Here is a 20,053-nt window from a genome sequence, read left to right as displayed (position 1 = left end):
TCTATTTTTTGATATAAAATTTTACGGGTTAAAATGACGTAAGATATAATGGAACATAGATGATTATCGAAGAGGCAAATGTGTTATAATCTTTTACAATATCTCACTCTTTCTTTGCTGGCGCCACAGGTGCTAAAGTCTTTATTGGTTGTCTTTGTTCAGGCTCAAATTTATTCTCGTATTCTTCATAACCACTGTATTTATAAGACTTTTCCGAACCTTCGCCACAAGTCGTGAAGAATAAACTCTTATTCGAAATACTGTTTTTATTAAAAGTTTTGTCAACATTGGTTTGACCTTCCACTTTCAAATATTTTCTCAAATAACGATTGTCATTGTATTGATCGTTTCGGAAATGGGCTTCGTTGTCTTTGGCGTTTTTGCTAATGAACTGATTGGTTTTCTTGTCAAACGTATAAGCTGAATTTTCAGGTGTTGGAAAATTTTGATAATGCTTGTTGAAGAAGACTCCGGTTTTAATATTGTTTTCAGCTTGGAAATATTCGTTTTTCATTGCGAGGATTTCTTTCCAGTTGTTGTCGTTTTTGTCCTCTTCATTTTTCTTGAAATCTCTGTCGAACATTGAGATATTTAGGATTCTAGACTTGCCTTCAGATTTCACCATTCCCGTGAAATTTTCTTCATATCTGCTTGGTTTGTTGTGGACGATGACGAGATCGTTGTAGCCTTTTGGAATGTCAAATTTGCTTTGATGCCAAATGTTATCAATCAAACCTGAAAGAATGATTTGCGAAGGCTTAGTTTTGATTTCATAAACGTATGGCGAAGCGAAACAATTGGCATCCTCATTGAAGACTGGTTGTGTCTTTCCGCTGTCCAACTGCACAAAACTTTCATCGCGCTCAAAGCCTGAAAAGTACAGTCGTGCCGAATTTCCAATCGTCGGATTCTGACTTCCGAAAATCATAAATAATTCCTGTTGGTCTGGATAGAAGTTAATGTAATCTTTCTCAAAAGTGTAAGTTCCGAAAATTGCTGTTGCATAGCCGTACAACATATATTTTCCATCTTCAAAAAGACAGATTCCATCATTTCCGCCATATCTTCCAGCAAATTCTTTGTAGCGTTTGTCGGTGTTCGGTTTTTGTGCGAAAAGAAAGGCACTGGCGAACAATAGTAGCATCAAATATTTTTTCATAATTATTGTTTTTAAATTAATCCGGAGAATGGTTTACATTCACTCTTACATCATCTTTTTCTTTCTTAAAATTAATGATCGTCACGCCACCAGGAAACAAAATCTCAACCTCCAAAATATGCTGTTTCGGATAGGTGTAAGTAACGGAAATCGGATTATCATTGAAACCGGCTGTGTGTTTACCGGTAGGCATTTTCTTTTCCAGAAATTTCCCATCGTCATTGGAAATATTCATCTCACGGAATTTGTTGTAAGCGTTTTCGAGAGTATGGTTTTTATAAAGACATTCCGTTACGAAACCATTTTCCATATTGCCACCTTTGTCTTTGCAATCAACGGATTCTGGTGGGAAACATTTAATAATTTTATCTGGTGTTTCTGATATTTTGACAGGAATGATGACTTGAGGTTTTGGCGCCTTTATAGAATCACCAGTTGATTTCTCCTCCTCGCGAATTGTGATGGATTCTTCAGTTGGAATAGTTTGGTTTTGTTGAGCGACAATGGTTTTCGCTTGCTTTTCTTCGCAGGAAAACATCAGAATAATCAAAGCTAAAAACAATATTTTTTTCATCGATTCAAATTTTATTGTTTGATGAAATCACTGTTCAACGCACCGCTTGATTCATAGCGCTTGTCATTTGGATTAATGATCCTCTTCAAAGTCTTGTCGGTTTTAAGAAACTTAAGCATTGTAAAATCTGAAAAACTCCAGTAAGCTCTCGTGAAAAAGTGGAAAGATGAGTAAGGGATTTTATTAAAATCAAAAAGAAAACTTTCGCCTCTCGAACCTGTGATTAGCAACTGATTGTTCGCAGGTTTTTCGATCCTCAGATAATGCAAAAGGATGATATCATCGTTTTTGGTTTTAATCCAGCCATCCTCTTCCATCTTTTTCCGCTCGGTTATTTTTAAAGGTTTTAATTGATGATCAATAATGTTAAAAGCTTTGTATTCATCAATCTCCGCAATATTATCAAAGTAGATTTTGACCTGATTTTGATTCACTTTTTCATTGGTCGGGAAGATGTAGGAAAATTTGTTCTTTGCGATTTCTTCGGCCGTCAAATCAATCTCTGTGAAGGATTCGTTCGAAGGCATATCAGAATACAAAATCAAAGTGTCCTGATCCATTTTGAATTTGCCTTTGGATTTTGCCTCGTAACCAACGTCATCGCCAGGTTTCATAATGTATCTTTCCTGATAAGCGTAAGTTGAATCTTTGTAATCAAGCTTCAACTGCGTGATGGTTCTTTTGTCTTCGCTTTTGTAAGTTTCTGATTTTAAAATGATTGAACTGATTTTGTTAATGCCTTTTTCAGTGTCAGATTCCGAAAGCAAAGCCGTGTAGGACAGCGCGCCAATTAGAATCAGCACAAGAATAATGAATATAAAAAGCGTGATCTTTTTTCTCATAAGCGTCACTTTATTTGTACTCCTTTCCGTTGAATTTCAAATTTTTGATGCCATTCTTAGTCGTAACTTTTTCCTCGCAATTATCATTGACCAGAAAACTTTTTGTGTGTTCTATTTTACTTTTGATGATTAGATTTTTAAAACCATTCGTTTTGTTCTTATCCATATCAATATTTCCAGTGCTTTCTTCGAATTCGCCGGCACATCTCGTGTCCCATTCGCCACTCGATCTGTTGATTTGGTAATTTTTCAAAATTCTTTTCATTGCATTGTTCTGAACGATGAACAACGATAAATCCGAGTAATAATAAGGATTCGGCTTACTGCTTCCACTGTAACTTACGCGGATTCCAAAGGCGCGGTCTTTTTCATTAAGCTGATAAAGCCCCGTATCAATTGTGATGTCCGAAAGAACCATCGCATCCGAGGTCCACGCTTCTTTTTCAACATAATGGCTGAGGATTTTCCCCGTCTCGTTGTCTGCCAATACGATGTAAGCGTCTAAGACGAAGAAATCGTGGCCATATTCATCGCTTTCATTCACATTATATTTCGGGATGACCAGAACGCTGTTGGAAGTTTTGTTGGGCAGAACTTTCGAGCGATAAAGCGGTTCGTGAATGTCCTTTTTATTAAGCTTCAGTTGCGTCAAAACTTTGTTCAGCAAAACCTCATTTTGTTCCTGAGAATAAGCATTCGCAAAGAGCAATAGCAACAATAGAACAGCAATTCCTTTTTTCATAATTTCAATTTTTTTAAATAAATTATAATTCGTGGTCGCCCACGCCTAAACTGAAAATTTCAAACGTTTCAATATTGGGTAAGGTCGTCAATTTTTGAGTGCCTTCTTTTTTGGAAGATTTCGGCAGATCTTTGTTGTCATCCCAATTATCGTAGGTTGAAATATATTTTCCCGTACTCAAATTGTAATCGATGCCGGAATGATAAGACGCATCGCCGTAATGACTTTCTCCACCAATCAGGTAAAAACCACCATTCTGATAGCGATATTTATGCACAGAACCACCACGGATAAAATCGTGATTGATGATGAGCAAACCTTTCTTGATTTCCATACCGGAGAAATAAACATTGTTCATACTTTCGCCTGCCACCGCGCCATTGCTCTCTGCCACCAGCTGATAATTACCGTCGTTTTGTTTGAGTAAAATCCGCAATGTTCTGCCGGTGCTGTTTTCTTTCTTCAAGAGTTTTTCGGGTTGATAGACCATCACGAGATCATCCAAACCATCTTTGTTGAGATCGCCAGTGTTGATCGTGTCGGCTTTTTGACCTTTGGGTAAGAAGTCTTTCCAGTTTTTGGAGCGCAATTCCCGGTAATTGGTTTTGTCCGATGGCGCATTGTCCTTTTTTGTTTTGGCAAGATTGTAATCTTTGAATTGTTGTTCTGCAACGGGTTTGTACGCCCTTAATTCTTTCAAATATTGATTGTAAACCGTTTCCGAAAGTGAGTTTTTTAATTCAGATTCTCCGGGTTTGTAATAGGTAAAACTTCGTTTGATCGTACTTCCCGAGCCATCATCAAACACAGAAGTTTGGCTCGTCCAGTTCTTCTGATCGTCGTAAGTATATTTGTAATGGATGATGTACGTTTTGCCACTTTCGCCGTCTTCCGTCCTTTTGATGCAGTCGCCATTATCGTTGTAGGTGTAAAGATTTCTTTGAAGAAATTTGTTCGGCAGTTGACTGAAGTACCCGTAATGATCACTCTTCAGCTTTCCATCGGCATTGTAAACATAGCGGTGTCCAAAATCCGAAATCTCATCTGTGCCATAAATATAACGTTCTTCAATCTTTTTGCCATCTTCGTAGCGGTGCCAATAGCCTTTTCCAGCATCATAAACATCCGCGCCGTTATATTGAAAAGTGATACGGTTATTTGGATTTCCTTTCTCTATAAATATAAAAACGACATTGTGGTCATATTGATTTGAAGTGTAATCTCTGCTTTTTTTGATAGTGCCCGACGAGCGGTTTCTGTCCCAATCGAAAGGCATAAACCCGGCTGGAATGTTGTATTTGCTCAGATCCATCGTTTCCTCGGTTTTCTCCAGATAGATCTCGCCATCGTTGAACCATCTGATTTTCTGAACATTTCCTGAATAATCGTGGATGAAATAATAATCCCATTTTCCCTGTTTGAGATGGCCACTCAGAAGCGTTTGCCCAGCTTTGTTATGATCTTCAATTTCGATGGTTTGAGTCTTTGATTCACCGGTTCCATATGACTTTTTCAGAATTGGTTTGTCATCCGATTTCGTGAGGTAGAAGTGCTCAGTAGTGTAATTGTAAGGCGAAATCTCCTTGATCTTTCTCTGGTTTTGGTCATATTCAAAAACCGTTTTCAGTTTGTTCTTTTTATCACTCGCATTTTCTTTTTCCAACGTCATCGTCTTCACTTTCCCTTTGAAAAAAAACTCCTGCTCAAAAGCCTGCGCCTGCATAAAGCCTGAAACAACAAGCATTACGAAAGTTCCAGTCCATAAAAATCGTTGATCTTTTTTCATAAAGTAAAATTTAATTTCTAATCTTAAGTGAACTTCCAAATACGAAATAAACAATCCTAAAGTAACTTAAGTGTTAAACCTTACAGATTTTCCTCATCCTTAAAATAATCTTCCGTAAAAACATTATCCTGCACCTTCTCCGTATATCTTTTCACCCATTCCGGATAGTAGTAGGTCGCCTGCAGAACATTATCTTTCAAAATAAATTTTGCAAACGGCTTGCCAATCACCGGCACATTTTTCAGTCCAAACGTTTTACTGGTTCCGTTATCAAATTTACAATCCATTTCCCGCGACCAGATCATCTCAAACTCCGTCGCGCTGATTTTGCGGGTCGGGTAGAAGTACATACATTGCCCGTGATACTCAAATGCCAAACCGTCATCGCCAATGTGCAAAGTCACCATCGCATTGCTCCAGTTTCCGTTGAGCGTCTTCGGTGCGATGGTTGTTTTTTGTTGATTAATAAATTTGATATCGATGATTTTCCAACTGTTGTTTTCCTTAGCTAAAATCACTTTTGAAAGTGGTTCATCTTTTCCGCCATAATTCAAATCAATATCGACTGTGGCATTGTTTTCATCAATTTGCTTAATGTTCTTCGCCACAAATTTCTCCGGTCTTTCCTGACTTTTGATCCAATACATATAATACAAATCCGGACAGTAATCATTGAAGTTATAAGCATCTGCCGAATTATAATCGTCGAAATATTTGATCGCCAAAAACTTGGAGCAGGTCGAAAGTTTTTCTTTTTCTTTCGTGATGAATTGCTCTGAAATCGTTCCCAAATTCCTCAGTTTTTTGAAATAAGTGGCACTGTCCAAAAGTGCTTTCCCGTTTTTATCTTTCACAATTTCATAGTCGTTGAAATCATTGTTGAAATACCAATCGTAGAAGGATGAACCAACTTTTTTAATGTTAACCGAATCGGCCTCAGGTTCAATCTTCACCGAGTCTATCTTTTCAGACTTCGAAGTTTCAACTGGCTCTTTTTTATCTTTGCAACTTGAAATAGTCAGTGCAATTATCATTAATAAAATCAGAATTCGCATAGTTTTTAGTTTTTATGGACTTACAATCGCTTCTTCAATCGGAAGTAAAAGATATTAATTAAAATCAAAACAAAAGAAATCCCACCCACAATCATCGAAAACATCTGAAAGAACGCCTCAGAAAAAGCCCTGCTTTCTGCATCACAATCTATTTTGCTTCCCCAAATGTCAATCCCTTTTTCGCCTTCAAACATCGCATCATTGCACGCAGAATATTCCGGAATGATGAGCATCAAATAGATCAAAAGAATAGGAATCAGAAACACGATCAAAAGAATGTTGATGAATTTTAAGATTTTAAGTTTCTGAGGCACAGTCATCATTTAATACAATTGATTGGCAAACGGTACAAAATTTTGAAGCTTCGGCAATGGTTTTACCACGATCTTTTTTTTCTCCAAGACAGTCAATTTATCAGAACCCAATTGCTGGGATTCCACGGAATAGTTGCCCGTTAACAAATCAAACTTGGTTTCTGTTGTCGTGTTTTTCCCATCCCAGATCACATTGAAGTAATGAATCAACTCAAAATTCTCATTCTGAAATTTAAATTGGTGTTGCGAATGATTGGCGTTTAGTTCGGTTAATATGTTTAGGATTCCATTGTCAATCACAACGTCTGGGAGCACATTCCCGGCATATTTTCCATCCTTATTATACTGTGGAGCAAAGAGTTTTGTAGATGACGCTACCAACTTGTATTTCGAATCTTTTTGCTGAAAGAAAATCTCCAGTTGCAAAGGTCTGGTGATGTCGGCCGTGTCCATTTTGATGACGACTTGATCCGCCAATCCGTCGCCATTCAAATCGCCATTTTCTTCACGAACAGGAACGGTAAAAGTACTGAAGGAAATTTGCTTTTGCCCATTTGCAACCAACGAAATCAGTATCAGATTAATAGTGAAAATCTGTTTCAACAAAAGCGAAATCTTTCGGCTATTCATCATCGTTATTTTATTACAATGTTTATCAAATTATAAATCTTAATCTGCACCATCCGCCAAATCAGCGAGACCACAATCTCCCCGCTACAATTTCCTAAGCGTCACCAATCCGTAGTGAAGCCAGATACCAAACACACCACTTTCCGTTCTGAAAGGTTTATCGCCTTTCAGCTCGACGGTGGAGTTGGGGTCGGTTTTACAGATGAAAAAGTGACCGCCGTCGATGCAATTCATTTTGCCTGCTTTGTGAAGTGCTGTCCATCCGAATTCTTTGTACTCATCATTCTCATCATTCTGCAAAAAGCGTCTCACCAAAATATCTCCTTTCTTGGAATCCCTCTTGGATTCTACAGTCCATCTGGCCAAGTCCGCTTCAAGCTTAGAAGGTACATCTTCGGGCTTCAAATCTTTGGATCGGGAAATGACCAATGTATCTTGCACCACCGCATCGTTGGTGGGATGCACGCTGTAACTGCCAGACCAAATATCAGATTCTTTTTGTTGTGAAAATGCGCTTGTCGAAATTAAGATTAATAGAAATAATAGTGTAATTCTCATAGCTTAACTTTTTGATTGGTATTAATTGATGATACAAATGTTGACTAAAAGTAATTGATTTCCGTTACACGCGTTAGCGTTTGATTAAAAATGATTCAAATATAATTTTCAAGACAGTCTTCTGTTTCCCAATTTGAAAATGAAAAAACACCTCCGCATCTCACTTAAATTGCTCCTTTTAGGGTCGGGGGAAATCAATTTTAGTTAAATGTAATTTGCTTCTAAGAAAAACTAATCCTATTTGACCTTTACCACCACAAAAATCCCCTTTCCCTTATGTGCCTATGTGGTTTCAACAACCATCTCATCCATCAAAGCAATGCTCTTTCGAAACAACCTAAACTGAAAATAATTAAAAATCAAGTACACGATGGATAAAATCAGGGAAGTCATAAAAATAGTACTTTCGGAAGCGTAAAGATCAACGAAAGCAATCAACACATAAGTCGCAACCACCAGTGCACCAGCAACAAAACTCAGCAAGGATAAATAATAATGACGTCTGACTTTTTTAATCAGATTTAGAAAGAATGTCAGGGAGCAAATCGGCAGGACCACAAGGAAAATCAACGAAAAACCCAGGTTTACGAGGATATCCATCATATTGAGAATGAAATCGAGCCAGTCTCCGTCCTCATAGTCTTTTCCGGCAATCAGCAACCTGTATATAACAAACAGGGTTAGAGAGAAAAGAATGTTAATGCTCCAATATTTTAGAATGAGTTTTTTCATTAGGGAATGTTAGTGTTGAGGTGCATTTAGTCTTTCAACGTTAAATGTTGGTCATTGTTTCCAAACATTTCCCTTTTTTGTAAAGGTGGTTTTGTTCGTCCTTTAAGTTGATGACGGTTTGGGTTTTCGGCTTGTTCACAATCTTGAAACGGCGGGTTTCAAAGCGGTCTTTATTGTTAGGCATCATCGTCAGGGTGTCCTTTTCAATAGCGTATGTGCCATCTATGAACTGCAGCTGCTGGGTTCGGGCCAGCATTTCGCCAGACTCATTCGCTTTACTTCTTAATTTGGGATCGTACTCATAGGTGGTGATCACCATTCTTGCGCTGCTGCTGGACGGTTTATACTCCAAGAGATTTTCGGTGACAGCAACCATTGAATCTTTTGGAACCTCGGTAATGTACACAAAACATTTCGTGGACTGGTCTTCTGTGGCTGGTTTTTGTGGTGGTTCTGCTTTGGTTGGCATCACGATAGGCGGTGGCGGAATGATTATTTTGGTTTTCTTTTTCTGTCCATATGCAACACTACTCCCTACGACAGCAATTACAAATAATAGATTTCTCATAGCTTTTAATTTTTCTTGAGGATCCTGCAAAATTACCGCCAATTCCGCACAAGATGTTCAATTTTTTATAATCCTCGCTGATTTGACTGATAATACAGATTTTACTTCACATTATAATTAGCAAAATAAATCTGCCCCATCAGCTCAATCTGCGAGAGGAAATATCTTGCTCAGTAATTATCAATTGCTAATTAAATTTAGTTACTCAAAAAATTGATTTTTGCTCCCTTTAGGATCGGGGAAAACAAAAATCAATACAACAACCCAATGTCCTGCTGAGGCTCTCGAAGCACGTGTAAATCAGTTTAGATTCCTCCGGAATGACAAGAGAGTATTGGCTTTAATATCATTTTTTTGCGGTATTTTGTCATTCTGTAAGAATCTCAACACTCTGAAATAACCAGTTTAGATTCCTTCGGAATGACAGAGAAATGTTTATTAATTCATTTACAGATGAATTGAATTTTGCTCCCTTTAGGATCGTGACAACAAAATCAAAACACCACCACATTGTCCTGCTGAGGCTCTCGAAGCACCATAAGATAAACCAAAATCGTCAGATTTTACCTTAATTGAATTAAATAACACAATCCACCAATCCCCAATAAATTTTGGCAACCCCTTTGCTACCCTCAAACCAACTAATAACTTGACTATGCTCTACAAATTCCGCTATCTGATTTATGGTTTTCTGATTTTCATTTTCGTGATGATGTTTAGCGTGCTGTTCATCTCGCTTTCAGAAAAGGGCGATCCCATCAGCTATGGTGCCAATAAGAAAGACCTCAACAGCGTTTTCACCCGCTTTGAGGGGAAGATCTACGCCTCGGTGCCGAGCAACGGCTATTATGAAGTGAAAGGTGCCAATCCTGCGACCTTTAGGGTAATCCCCGGCAACTATGCCGACGCCCACATCGGCTACGATGACCAGCACGTCTATGCGGGGAACATCATTTTGGAAGGTCTGGATCCTGCACAACTTCAAGTGCTTGGCAACAACTATTACACCGATGGCAAGACCACCTACTACTGTGCCCGCAACTCTGAGAAAAACGAATCCCTCAGTGCCGTCGGCTTCATCATCCTTTTGGGTGGGCAAGGGTTGGGACTGGCAGACAAACCGCAGAACTATTGGTACCCTTTCCAAAAACTGGCGGAAGGAAAAGTTTACCAGTCCAAGCCGGGTTTAGCCATAGCCGTCAATGATGAGGTGGCTTTTTTCGAAGGGCAGGAAATGAAGGCATCCGATCCCAAGACCATCCGCCCGATCAAGACCCATTATTGGGATCGCGATGTAAGGGACAGTAACGACTATTTTACAGACGGCAAAAAGGTCTATTACCAGAATGATCTTCTTCCGTTGACCTACAACGACCAGATCCATCAGATCGGCATCGAGGGCGATATGCCTTCCAGAAGTAATTATCTCATCAATCCCCAAAACGGAATGGTCTATGTCGATGGAAAACCGTTTGACGAATCGAAAGCCCCATACCGACTCCTGGGAATAAATCTCGAACACGCCTATCAGGCTTTGTTCGTTTCCAAAGACGGGTTGTATTTCTATAACACCGAAACTGAAAAAGTGGAGCGCGCAGGCGATAATCCATTTGAAAACAACCAGTTTCAGGAGATCGCACCAGATGTGTTTACCAGTGGCAACAAAATTTACTTTTTAAAGGCGACCGAACAGTGGGGCAGGAAAACAGGCTTGCAAAGCAGAACCACCCATCTCCTGGCGCTCAAAGGCGTGCATGCTTCCAGTCTCAAAAAGATCAGCCACCCCGATTCATACAAAGGCAGTGTGTGGCAGGCTGGCAACCGTTATTTCTATTTTGATGACCTCGGCAGTTCCCAGTTGTTGCTTTCGTCCATCTACGAGATCAGGGATATCAATACCCTCAAATCTTTGGCGGGTGCTGGCAGAGTAGGCACAGATGCTATCCGGGAATTAAGCAGAAACAACAACATCACCGAGGCAGAAGGCGAAACCATTCTGAAAGCCGTGACCGACAGCAACAATGAATGGTACAAATCCTATTGGATGATCTTCGGTGCCGTAATTTTAGTCTATGCCATCTCGTTTCTGTTCCGCAATGTGAAGGTGCATCCGTTCTTTCTCAAAGATGGGCATCTGGTCTTGAACAACCTGCTTTTCAAAAAATACAAAATAGAAGACATTGAAAAAGTGGTGTTTCGCTCGGTGAAATCCAATCCCAAAGTGGGTGGTTACGGTGGCACAATGCGCATCGACCTCAAAAATGGAAAGTCCAGTCGCACCAGCATTTTCACCACCCGAATGACCTTCGTTTCCGAAACCGATACACAAGTGATCACTTACATCCGGGAATTACAGAAGCTTTTGAAAGAGGCGGGGATTGAGAGTGAGTTTGTGAAATAAAAGTGCCATTAAACATTGAGTATAGATCTATCAAGATATTGGAAGCATTAGTCACTGTCTCAATTTGTGCATAGAAAAAAATATAAAAGCACAGAGCGATCTGTGCTTTTGCTTTGATGTTAAATGCTTCCCAAGTAGAGGGAGTTGCAAGCGTTCGTTTCATCTTCGTTTTTGAAAGCCAGCCATACATGGAGCTGTTTGCCCTGCAGATGCACGGGGAGCGTGACTTGGTATGACGCATCCGATCGTGGACATGCATTTTCTATAAACAAAGTGTTGAGGTCGTCCTCTGCTGCAATGAGAATCTGAGCCAGATCCGCTTCGCGCAGAACATTGCCACCTGAATTGTCCTGCCAAGAAATGTCCAGTGTCGCCGCTGTGGGAAGTGCCAATGGACTGCCAATGACTCCGAGCAAGTTTCCTTTTGAGAAGAATATGCCCGGATAGTGTGGCGTGATGGTATTTGCCACATAATCAATGTTGAAATTGCTCAGCAGATTGGTCATTGCCAAATTGTACGACGACTTCATTCCTAGGCGGTGTCCGAAATAGTGACAAGCATAGCTTCGGTACGACTGCATAAATGTTGCGCAGCTGATCATCCTGTCCTGGATGAGTTTCTGTTTTGCACTTGGCTCTTTGGTTCTCTTTCTTGGTCGAATCTTGGTGTACTCGTTTCCAAAGACATTGGCTACCACGATACGTCCTGTGCGTCCTGAGGTGCCTGAAAGTAGGGAGTCATAAAGTTTGCCCATGATATTTGTTTTTTAAAATTTGTTATGTAAAGGTGGGTAAAAATGTGAGCCATACGACCTATGTGACCAACTTTGCCGAACAATGCCTAATTATTCGTATAGCAGCATTTTATTAACCCTATATTGCTATCATTTGCAGATTGCTACAGCGATTCTTTATTACAGAATAGTTGTTGACCACTTTTTTTTAGATTGTTGTTTATCTCTTGTTTGACTTTTGTAAATGTTGTGTTTATGGTTTGTATATAGACTGTTCGATGACTGTTCGATGGATGAGGTTTAGGAGGGAATTAACCACCCCGTCAATTCACTGAGGCGAATTGCCACCCCTCCAGAGGAGGGGAATTTATTTTGAAAGCGGGTGGAATGAGGTGGGTTGGGTGAATTGATGTGTGTTGGAATAAAAAAAGCAGGCTTGGTGGAGCCTGCGGATTGTTTGGGTTGTTGAATATTAGTCGTTGTAGATTTTTAGGATGTCGAGCATCAAAATCTTTTTGAGGTATAAGGTTTTGCTTCCCATTTTGAAGTAGGAGATCAGACCCTTCTTCCTGTGGTTTACCAGCGTGCGGTAGGAGATTCTGAAAATCTCTGCGACCTGTTTGTCATCATAGACATCTTTTGTGAGGTCTATGTCTTCCAAATTGATTGGATGTTCATAAGCTAAACTGGAAAGTGCTATTTTTTTAGCCTCCTCCGATTGTAATTGTTTTTTCATATTAACTTATTTTGGAAGATAAAGGTATTAATTATTTTAATTCAAGTATAAATTTTTTATAATAATAATCTAATTTTTATGTATTTAATTCTGATAAATGTTGTTTTGTTGGTATTATATTCTGATTTATAAATTTGTATTGTTGAATTGATTTTATTTATAATTATTTAATATTTAGGACTGCATATTATTTTGTGTTTATTTTTTTAATTATTTCAATGCCTTATTAAACAAATTAATGGAGGTTGCTTTTTTTAAAGAAAGCTTTTTAGAGCATTTTTGATTTTGTGAAGATGAATGGGGTGATTTGATCTACCTCAATGTTGGATGTATACTTGTTCTATTTTGATAAATTACCAGAAAATTTGTGTGAATACGGAAAACCGCATTGTTGAAGTTTGGTTTTTTGGTTATATTTGGAATTGAAAACTAAATTACTTCATGATTACTTACAACGGAAGCCTTGCCATCGACCTCAGCACGGTAAAATCTATTTTTATAGAATATTTGCAACAAGGCGGAAATCTTGTTTTTGAATTAAACAACCTTATCATTCCTTTTACCGATCCTGATACGGATGAGACCACACTTTATTCTTTCCCGAATGAACCTGTCAAATATTACTTTGGCAGTTCTGATTCTCTGCACGCTTATTTCGAAGAGTGGGTGGGAATGTGGAAAGATTCCAAAACATCATAAGATTAATGAATGTAAAACAGGTGTACAAAGTATCTGTTTTCTAAATATATAGAAAGACATAATGGCAACGAAAACAGCTGCAAAAACAAAAAGTACCGAAGAGATCCTCTGGGATTCTGCCAATAAATTAAGAGGTTCTGTAGAGCCTTCCGAATATAAACACGTGGTGTTGAGTTTGATTTTCCTCAAGTTTGCGAATGACAAATTTTTGAGACGAAGACAGGAACTTATCAATGAACACAAAGAAGCTTTCTTAGAAATTCCTGAATTTTATCAGTCCCAAAATGTCTTCTACCTTCCTGAAGAAACTCGGTGGACTTTCATTATGGAAAACGCCAAACAGGAAAATATTACCTTGATTGTCGATTCTGCTCTGAAAACCATTGAGCGCACCAACAAATCTCTCGAAGGCGCTTTGCCCGATAATTATTTTTCACGTCTTGGGCTGGATCAGTCAAAGTTCTCGGCTTTGCTGGATACCATCAATAATATTGATACGCTGAAAGACGAAGCCCACGATATTGTGGGTCGTGTATATGAATATTTCCTGAGCAAATTTGCCATTGCCGAAGGGAAAGGAAAAGGAGAATTCTACACCCCAAAGTCTATCGTCAACCTCATCGCTGAAATGATAGAACCTTACAAAGGGAAAATCTATGATCCTTCCTGTGGTTCGGGCGGTATGTTTGTACAGTCGCTGAAGTTTATAGAAAAGCATAAGGGAAACAAAAAAGACATCTCGATCTACGGTCAGGAGCTGACCAATACCACCTACAAACTCGCGAAGATGAACCTTGCCATCCGTGGGATCTCTTCCAATCTGGGGAATAAGGCGGCAGATACTTTTAATGATGACCAGCACAGAGATTTGAAAGCTGACTACATTATGGCAAACCCACCATTTAATTTAAAAGATTGGCGTGCCGAAAATGAACTGACCACCGATCCGCGTTGGGCAGGCTATGAAGTACCCCCGAAATCCAATGCCAATTATGCGTGGATTCTGAATATGATTTCCAAGCTCTCTCAGAATGGTGTTGCAGGATTTATTTTGGCAAACGGTGCTTTGAGCGGTGGTGGCGAAGAATATAAAATCCGAAAGCAGATTATTGAAAATGATTTGGTGGAAGCAGTTGTGATTTTACCACAAGATATGTTCTATTCAACCAATATTTCGGTGACGCTTTGGATTCTTAATCGCAATAAAAAAGAGAGAACTTTTGAAGTGAACGACGGCATTAAAAATTACCGTAACCGAAAGGGCGAAGTTCTGTTTATGGATTTGCGTCAGAAAGGTGAACCGTTTGAAAAGAAATTCATTCAGTTTGGAGAAGAAGAAATTTCGGAAATAGCGAAGCATTATCACAATTGGCAACAGACCGATTGGAAGGAAACTTATCAGGACGTTCCTGAATTTTCTTATAGTGCAAGTCTGGAAGACATCCGAAAGAAAGACTATTCTCTGGTGCCGAGTAAATATATTGAATTTGTAAACCGTGACGAAAGTCTGGATTATGCTGAGCAGATGCAAAGTTTACAGACTGATTTGAAAGATCTGTTTCAGCAGGAAAGCCAATTGAAAGAAGAGGTTTCCAATGTTTTTAAAACTTTGGGCTATGAGTTATAGAAAAATTGGAGATTTGATTCAAGTTATTGATCAGCGCAACAGAGATTTGGCGATTACACATCTTGTGGGATTAACGATTAATAAAAAGTTTATTCCGTCTGTTGCAAATATTATTGGGACGGATATGGCAAATTATAAGTTGATTAGGAAAAATCAGTTTGCCTGTAGTACAATGCAGGTTCGCAGAGATAAAAAAATGCCAATTGCTTTGTTAAAGGAATTTGACATCGCTATTATTTCGCAAGCATATCCGGTTTTTGAAGTCATTGATGAAAATGTGATTTTACCTGATTATCTGATGTTGTGGTTTTCCCGTTCTGAATTTGACAGAGAAGCTTGTTTTCACGCAGTAGGCGGTGTAAGAGGAAGTCTTGAATGGGAAGATTTTTGTGGAATGCAACTTCCGGTTCCTTCCATCGAAGAACAGCAACAAATTGTTGCGCAATACCAAAGCATAACCAACAAAATAAAAGTCAACGAGCAGATATGCGAAAAGTTGGAAGCTACTGCGCAGACCTTGTATTACAATATGGTTAAAGAAAACCAATGTAAAGAATCAATATTAAAAGATATGTGCTCATTTCAGGAGGGTTATGTAAATCCCTCTCAAGAACATTCAAAATATTTTGATGGGAATATTAAATGGCTAAGAGCGAATGATGTTAACGGAGGTTTTATTTTAAATACAAGTAGAACATTGACTGAAGAAGGATTTAACAGTGCAGGAACGAGTGCATTGCTTTTCTCTCCACAAACAATTGTTATTACAAAATCGGGAACAATAGGACGACTCGGAATCTTATGTGATTATATGTGTGGAAATAGGGCGGTAATAAATATAAAACCAAATGATGAATGTAATTTGCCTTTTATATTTTTTGTATTAAGAACTAAGTATAATGAGTTAATTGATATGGCTGTAGGTAGTGCTCAAGCGAATTTATATGTTCCAATTTTAGCTTCTTTGAAAATAAATATGCCTGAAAAAGAAGTTTTGAACCAATTTAACTTAGTTGGAAATAATCTTCTAGAATTAATAAAATTTAAAACGCAAGAAACCGAAAAACTCACACAACTGCAAAGTTTGTTGTTGTCGCGGTTGGCGGTTGGGGAGGAAGTGGGTGCTTAAATAAAACTATAACTATGGATATTATATCAAAAATTGAAATTAAACATTTTAGATCTTTTGATGGCGGAAAAGATCAAGAGAAAGTTCATATCGAAGAATTAGGAGATTTTAATATTTTTTCTGGAGCAAATGATAGTGGAAAGTCAAATGTTTTGAGAGCCTTAAATTTATTTTTTAATAATGAAATATCGCCAGGTGTAAAATTCGATAGAGAAAGAGATTTCTCAAAAATTGTTTCGCAAAGATTTGATGACGATATTCAGAAGAGAAGAGAGCAACAAAAATCTGACAAAGAAATTCTTGAAACAACAGATGAGATATTTAAATTCAAAGACTTAAGAAGGTCTGATGAAGTTTTAACAATTAAGCTAACTTTTAACAATAAAAATAAACAAAGGGGTCTACCTGAAAAATTTTGGATTTCTAAAATTTTTTCACAGTATAATAATTTTGCAGGAGCATTTAATTATCCTGAGGCGCTAAATAAGGCTCAAACAACCGCTTTTCTTAATAATTTTCAATTTGAATACATTCCAGCGATAAAAGATAGGAATTTCTTCAACTATCTCTTTACTAGATTGCAAAACTATTTGTTTGAGAAAAAAGATAAACTTAGAAAAAACAAATTCCGTCAAAGTTCTGATGACTTCAACAAGGTATTAAAGAGCGAAACAGGTAAGCTTTTTGAAAATTTTTTTGATAGTAGCGGTGTTCAGGCTAATTTTCATATACCAAATACTTTAGTTGACTTTTTTAGAACTTTATCTGTCCAAACCGAAAATGATGTTTCTCTGTTTGAAAGAGGTGATGGTGTGCAAGCCAGATTTATACCTGAAATTTTAGATGAAATATCCCAAGGAAAAAATAAAAATATTATTTGGGGGTTTGAAGAACCTGAAAACTCATATGAAGCAAGAAATATTAGAAAGATAAAAGAAGATTTCCAGTATAGATACTCAAAAAAATATCAAATTTTCATTACAACACATACTAAAGAATTTCTTGCTACACAACGTGATTATACACAAGAAGAAAAAGATTTATTGAATAACACCAAATTAGCTGCTGTAATAAGAAATGACTTAATGTCAAAATTATCTGATAGCTTGACATCAAGTAAAGTTTCAATTTACAGAGTGTGGAAAAATGAAAAAAGAACTTCATTGATAACTCGATTTGATGAAAAAAATAATGCTTGGAATGATATCTGTGATGATTTAGGTGTAATTCAAGAAGCGAGAATTATTGATGAACTACAAGAGAAAATACTTAATCAAACCGAAGAGATTCAAAAATCATCATTGACGATCGATCAACAAAAGAGTGTTTATGCTCAACTTGAAAAGGATTATAAACTTTGTGCAGATAATCTACAATCCGCTGAGGAAAAAATTGAAGAAATTTTAAAGCCTATATTATTTGTTGAGGATAAATATCCAGAAATATATATGATTGCATATCTTAAATTAAATGATATTGATTTTGAAGAAAATGATTTAATTGAGAAATTTAAGGAAAATGCCTATTTTGCTATTAGAAGGGCTTGCGGGGCAGGATCAGTAGCGGGCTTCTTAGCAATGAATACAACTGATGGTTATGAGGATAAGAAAATCATAGGTTTGTTTGACCACGACAAGGAAGGTTGTGAAAATTTCTATCATCTTCAAAAAAGAACGGATTGGGATAATGAAATATTGGGAGATAAAAAATCGGGCTTTTACAAGAAAAGAAAAAATCATCAGCATTTTTTTGCGCTCTTACTACCAATTCCAGATAGATTAGAAAATGTAACTAGTAATGTCATTAATGGCAAATTTCAAAGTTTTGTAGAGATTGAGAATTTGATTTCGCAGCAAAAATTAATAGATTTAGATTGCGTGGAAGAAGATCAAATTTTGGATAGACCTTTTTATAAAATTAAAGATAAAATTAAATCAAAAGCATTTCAAAAATTTGGAGGTTTACCAAAAGAAGATTTTGACGATTTTAATCCACTCTTTGACAAAATTAAAATATTATTCGATTATTAAATAGAACAGTATAATATAAATGGACGCATCAAAAAAAACAATTAATGATATTTTTAACGGTAACCGTATTTTAGAAATTCCCTTTTTTCAGAGAGCTTACGTTTGGGGTGAAAAACAATGGGAGAGACTTTTAGAAGATATGGAAGCAGTTTCAAAAACGAACAAACCTTATTTTTTAGGTTCTGTAATTCTTAAACAGCAACCAACCTCGTCAGCAAGTAAAGTTGGGGATATTCGAACCTTAATTGATGGTCAACAAAGGCTAACAACATTAAATATTTTTTTTAAAGTTCTCTGTTTGAAAAGTGGTAAAAACGCAATGTTTGATAGGACTTTCAGATTAATGACCGATGAACTGGCTTTATCACACAGTCATAATGATATAGATAAGTTTACCGAGGTTTTGTCTGTAATTGATTTAGTTGATTTGCCTGGAGAAGATAACATAACCAAATGTTATGGTTACTTTAAAAAATCAATCAATGTTGATAATTTAGATTTTCAAAAAATACTTGCCAATATATTATTTGTTGGAATCGACTTAGATCCAAATGAAGATGAGCAACAAATATTTGATACGATTAATTCTTTAGGGGTAACATTGACAACTGCTGAGTTGTTGAAAAACTATTTTTTCAACCGTGATATTAAACTATACGAAAAGTACTGGAAAAATCTTTTTGAAAAGGATGAAGATGTCAAAAAATATTGGGATCGCGAGATAACAGCTGGTCGCGTTAAGAGAACATTTATAGATTTATTTTTTGATGCATTCCTTCAAATTAAGATACAAGACAAAAGTTTCGGTGTAAAAACTGAAGATAAAATTGCTTATGCTCGTGGTGAACATCTGTTTGAATCATATAAAGACTTCATAAAAAATTATCTCGATGGAAACAATAATACATTACTAGATGAAATTAAGGAGTATGCAGAAATATTTGCAAAAAACTTTGATTACGAAATCATCAATAGAGAGATATCTTCAAGCAACCATATAGAAAGATTAAATGCTATAATTTTCGGACTAGATAATAGCACATTGATTTCATATGTACTCTATGTTTTAAAAAATGTAACAAATACCGTAGAACAAGATAATATATTCCAGTTCCTAGAGTCATACATAATGAGAAGGATGGTTGCACATACAATGAATAAAAATTATAATCAATTATTTACGGAAAGATTCATAGGTAACAAGATTCTGACTGTTCAAGCTATTAAAGAATTTATTGAAAAAAGTACAGATACATCTACGTTTATTCCGACAAATCAAGAAGTTTTGGAAGGCTTTAATAAATCAATTTTAATCAATAAACAGTCTGCTGGAATTTTATATTTATTAGAATCTAAACATCGAAAATCTCATCTGCATTCTACAGCTTTGTTAGGAATTAACAAATACAGTTTAGAGCACCTAATGCCTAAGAATTGGTCTAAAAACTGGGGAACATTACCAACCCAAGATGATACCATCAAAAGGAGTAGAAAATTGTTGACACTAGGTAACTTAACTATCATCACGCAGTCTTTAAATTCGTCAATCCGGGATTCGGATTGGCAAACAAAAAAAGAAGGAAAAGGTGATAAAAAAGGGTTAGAGGACTATGCGTCAGGTCTTGAAACAATGAACAAGTACTTGATATTAAGTATTTGGGATGAGAACGCTATAAATTTACGAGCAAAAGACCTTTATAATATAGCAGAAAAAGTTTGGACGATATAAAAATAAAA

General features: G+C 37.0%; 19 protein-coding genes. 6 read left to right on the top strand and 13 right to left on the bottom strand.

Annotated elements, in window-relative coordinates; translation table 11 throughout:
- Positions 1-103: 103 nt before the first annotated feature.
- The 11 genes from PQ459_13110 to PQ459_13060 form a co-directional block, all read right to left on the bottom strand.
- Entirely contained in the window at positions 104-1,159 is a 1,056-nt protein-coding gene (locus tag PQ459_13110; GenBank protein WDF45836.1) for a hypothetical protein, read from the bottom strand.
- Positions 1,160-1,175: 16 nt separating this feature from the next.
- Positions 1,176-1,733, bottom strand: coding sequence for a hypothetical protein (locus PQ459_13105; protein WDF45835.1), 558 nt, complete (start codon positions 1,731-1,733; stop codon positions 1,176-1,178).
- Positions 1,734-1,744: 11 nt separating this feature from the next.
- Positions 1,745-2,575, bottom strand: a complete 831-nt coding sequence (locus PQ459_13100; GenBank protein WDF45834.1) for a hypothetical protein — start codon at positions 2,573-2,575, stop codon at positions 1,745-1,747.
- Positions 2,576-2,585: 10 nt separating this feature from the next.
- On the bottom strand, positions 2,586-3,317 hold the full coding sequence (locus tag PQ459_13095; protein ID WDF45833.1) for a hypothetical protein: 732 nt from the start codon (positions 3,315-3,317) through the stop codon (positions 2,586-2,588).
- A 22-nt stretch (positions 3,318-3,339) separates the two neighbouring features.
- Positions 3,340-5,103, bottom strand: a complete 1,764-nt coding sequence (locus tag PQ459_13090; GenBank protein ID WDF45832.1) for a hypothetical protein — start codon at positions 5,101-5,103, stop codon at positions 3,340-3,342.
- A gap of 80 nt (positions 5,104-5,183) precedes the next feature.
- Positions 5,184-6,158, bottom strand: a complete 975-nt coding sequence (locus PQ459_13085) for a hypothetical protein (protein WDF45831.1) — start codon at positions 6,156-6,158, stop codon at positions 5,184-5,186.
- A 20-nt stretch (positions 6,159-6,178) separates the two neighbouring features.
- Positions 6,179-6,472: a hypothetical protein gene (locus tag PQ459_13080; GenBank protein WDF45830.1), complete on the bottom strand. Its 294-nt coding sequence runs from the start codon at positions 6,470-6,472 to the stop codon at positions 6,179-6,181.
- 9 nt (positions 6,473-6,481) lie between these two features.
- A complete protein-coding gene (locus PQ459_13075; GenBank protein WDF45829.1) occupies positions 6,482-7,105 on the bottom strand; it encodes a hypothetical protein in 624 nt (207 codons plus the stop codon).
- Positions 7,106-7,186: 81 nt separating this feature from the next.
- Positions 7,187-7,660, bottom strand: coding sequence for a phosphate ABC transporter permease (locus tag PQ459_13070; protein ID WDF45828.1), 474 nt, complete (start codon positions 7,658-7,660; stop codon positions 7,187-7,189).
- A 282-nt stretch (positions 7,661-7,942) separates the two neighbouring features.
- A complete protein-coding gene (locus tag PQ459_13065) occupies positions 7,943-8,392 on the bottom strand; it encodes a hypothetical protein (GenBank protein ID WDF45827.1) in 450 nt (149 codons plus the stop codon).
- Positions 8,393-8,432: 40 nt separating this feature from the next.
- On the bottom strand, positions 8,433-8,960 hold the full coding sequence (locus PQ459_13060; protein ID WDF45826.1) for a hypothetical protein: 528 nt from the start codon (positions 8,958-8,960) through the stop codon (positions 8,433-8,435).
- Between the two features lie 655 nt (positions 8,961-9,615).
- On the opposite strand from PQ459_13060, the gene PQ459_13055 reads away from it, so the two are divergent.
- Positions 9,616-11,361 carry a DKNYY domain-containing protein gene (locus tag PQ459_13055; GenBank protein ID WDF45825.1) on the top strand — a complete coding sequence of 582 codons (1,746 nt, stop codon included), beginning with the start codon at positions 9,616-9,618 and terminating at the stop codon, positions 11,359-11,361.
- A gap of 119 nt (positions 11,362-11,480) precedes the next feature.
- On the opposite strand, the gene PQ459_13050 is transcribed toward PQ459_13055, so the two are convergent.
- Complete coding sequence (locus tag PQ459_13050; protein WDF45824.1) at positions 11,481-12,116, bottom strand: DUF6266 family protein; 636 nt, start codon at positions 12,114-12,116, stop codon at positions 11,481-11,483.
- A 451-nt stretch (positions 12,117-12,567) separates the two neighbouring features.
- Positions 12,568-12,831, bottom strand: a complete 264-nt coding sequence (locus PQ459_13045) for a helix-turn-helix domain-containing protein (GenBank protein ID WDF45823.1) — start codon at positions 12,829-12,831, stop codon at positions 12,568-12,570.
- A 441-nt stretch (positions 12,832-13,272) separates the two neighbouring features.
- On the opposite strand from PQ459_13045, the gene PQ459_13040 reads away from it, so the two are divergent.
- The 5 genes from PQ459_13040 to PQ459_13020 all read left to right on the top strand — a co-directional run bounded on the left by PQ459_13040 (position 13,273) and on the right by PQ459_13020 (position 20,045).
- Entirely contained in the window at positions 13,273-13,530 is a 258-nt protein-coding gene (locus PQ459_13040) for a hypothetical protein (GenBank protein ID WDF45822.1), read from the top strand.
- Between the two features lie 61 nt (positions 13,531-13,591).
- The gene (locus PQ459_13035) at positions 13,592-15,157 is read left to right on the top strand and encodes an N-6 DNA methylase (protein ID WDF45821.1); all 1,566 of its coding nucleotides are present in this window, start codon (positions 13,592-13,594) and stop codon (positions 15,155-15,157) included.
- Positions 15,147-16,286 (top strand): restriction endonuclease subunit S, encoded by a 1,140-nt coding sequence (locus PQ459_13030; protein ID WDF45820.1) that lies wholly within the window; start codon positions 15,147-15,149, stop codon positions 16,284-16,286. Before PQ459_13035 ends, PQ459_13030 begins: the two co-directional genes overlap by 11 nt.
- A 14-nt stretch (positions 16,287-16,300) precedes the next feature.
- Positions 16,301-18,316 (top strand): AAA family ATPase, encoded by a 2,016-nt coding sequence (locus PQ459_13025; protein WDF45819.1) that lies wholly within the window; start codon positions 16,301-16,303, stop codon positions 18,314-18,316.
- 19 nt (positions 18,317-18,335) lie between these two features.
- On the top strand, positions 18,336-20,045 hold the full coding sequence (locus tag PQ459_13020; GenBank protein WDF45818.1) for a DUF262 domain-containing HNH endonuclease family protein: 1,710 nt from the start codon (positions 18,336-18,338) through the stop codon (positions 20,043-20,045).
- The last annotated feature ends 8 nt before the right edge of the window (positions 20,046-20,053 follow it).

Origin of the sequence: Chryseobacterium sp. KACC 21268 (assembly GCA_028736075.1) — a bacterium.
In the GTDB taxonomy this organism is placed as follows: Bacteria; Bacteroidota; Bacteroidia; order Flavobacteriales; family Weeksellaceae; genus Epilithonimonas.
Note: the sequence above shows the minus strand (reverse complement) of the source record. Positions and strands in the feature narration are given on the sequence as shown.

What these genes read in the sequence shown, in the direction of transcription:
- PQ459_13050 (WDF45824.1), bottom strand. Translation starts at nt 12,116, where the DNA reads ATGGGCAAACTTTATGACTCCCTACTTTCAGGCACCTCAGGACGCACA.
- PQ459_13100 (WDF45834.1), bottom strand. Translation starts at nt 2,575, where the DNA reads ATGAGAAAAAAGATCACGCTTTTTATATTCATTATTCTTGTGCTGATT.
- PQ459_13095 (WDF45833.1), bottom strand. Translation starts at nt 3,317, where the DNA reads ATGAAAAAAGGAATTGCTGTTCTATTGTTGCTATTGCTCTTTGCGAAT.
- PQ459_13055 (WDF45825.1), top strand. Translation starts at nt 9,616, where the DNA reads ATGCTCTACAAATTCCGCTATCTGATTTATGGTTTTCTGATTTTCATT.
- PQ459_13075 (WDF45829.1), bottom strand. Translation starts at nt 7,105, where the DNA reads ATGATGAATAGCCGAAAGATTTCGCTTTTGTTGAAACAGATTTTCACT.
- PQ459_13040 (WDF45822.1), top strand. Translation starts at nt 13,273, where the DNA reads ATGATTACTTACAACGGAAGCCTTGCCATCGACCTCAGCACGGTAAAA.
- PQ459_13110 (WDF45836.1), bottom strand. Translation starts at nt 1,159, where the DNA reads ATGAAAAAATATTTGATGCTACTATTGTTCGCCAGTGCCTTTCTTTTC.
- PQ459_13020 (WDF45818.1), top strand. Translation starts at nt 18,336, where the DNA reads ATGGACGCATCAAAAAAAACAATTAATGATATTTTTAACGGTAACCGT.
- PQ459_13105 (WDF45835.1), bottom strand. Translation starts at nt 1,733, where the DNA reads ATGAAAAAAATATTGTTTTTAGCTTTGATTATTCTGATGTTTTCCTGC.
- PQ459_13030 (WDF45820.1), top strand. Translation starts at nt 15,147, where the DNA reads ATGAGTTATAGAAAAATTGGAGATTTGATTCAAGTTATTGATCAGCGC.
- PQ459_13035 (WDF45821.1), top strand. Translation starts at nt 13,592, where the DNA reads ATGGCAACGAAAACAGCTGCAAAAACAAAAAGTACCGAAGAGATCCTC.
- PQ459_13085 (WDF45831.1), bottom strand. Translation starts at nt 6,158, where the DNA reads ATGCGAATTCTGATTTTATTAATGATAATTGCACTGACTATTTCAAGT.
- PQ459_13060 (WDF45826.1), bottom strand. Translation starts at nt 8,960, where the DNA reads ATGAGAAATCTATTATTTGTAATTGCTGTCGTAGGGAGTAGTGTTGCA.
- PQ459_13090 (WDF45832.1), bottom strand. Translation starts at nt 5,103, where the DNA reads ATGAAAAAAGATCAACGATTTTTATGGACTGGAACTTTCGTAATGCTT.
- PQ459_13070 (WDF45828.1), bottom strand. Translation starts at nt 7,660, where the DNA reads ATGAGAATTACACTATTATTTCTATTAATCTTAATTTCGACAAGCGCA.
- PQ459_13025 (WDF45819.1), top strand. Translation starts at nt 16,301, where the DNA reads ATGGATATTATATCAAAAATTGAAATTAAACATTTTAGATCTTTTGAT.
- PQ459_13045 (WDF45823.1), bottom strand. Translation starts at nt 12,831, where the DNA reads ATGAAAAAACAATTACAATCGGAGGAGGCTAAAAAAATAGCACTTTCC.
- PQ459_13065 (WDF45827.1), bottom strand. Translation starts at nt 8,392, where the DNA reads ATGAAAAAACTCATTCTAAAATATTGGAGCATTAACATTCTTTTCTCT.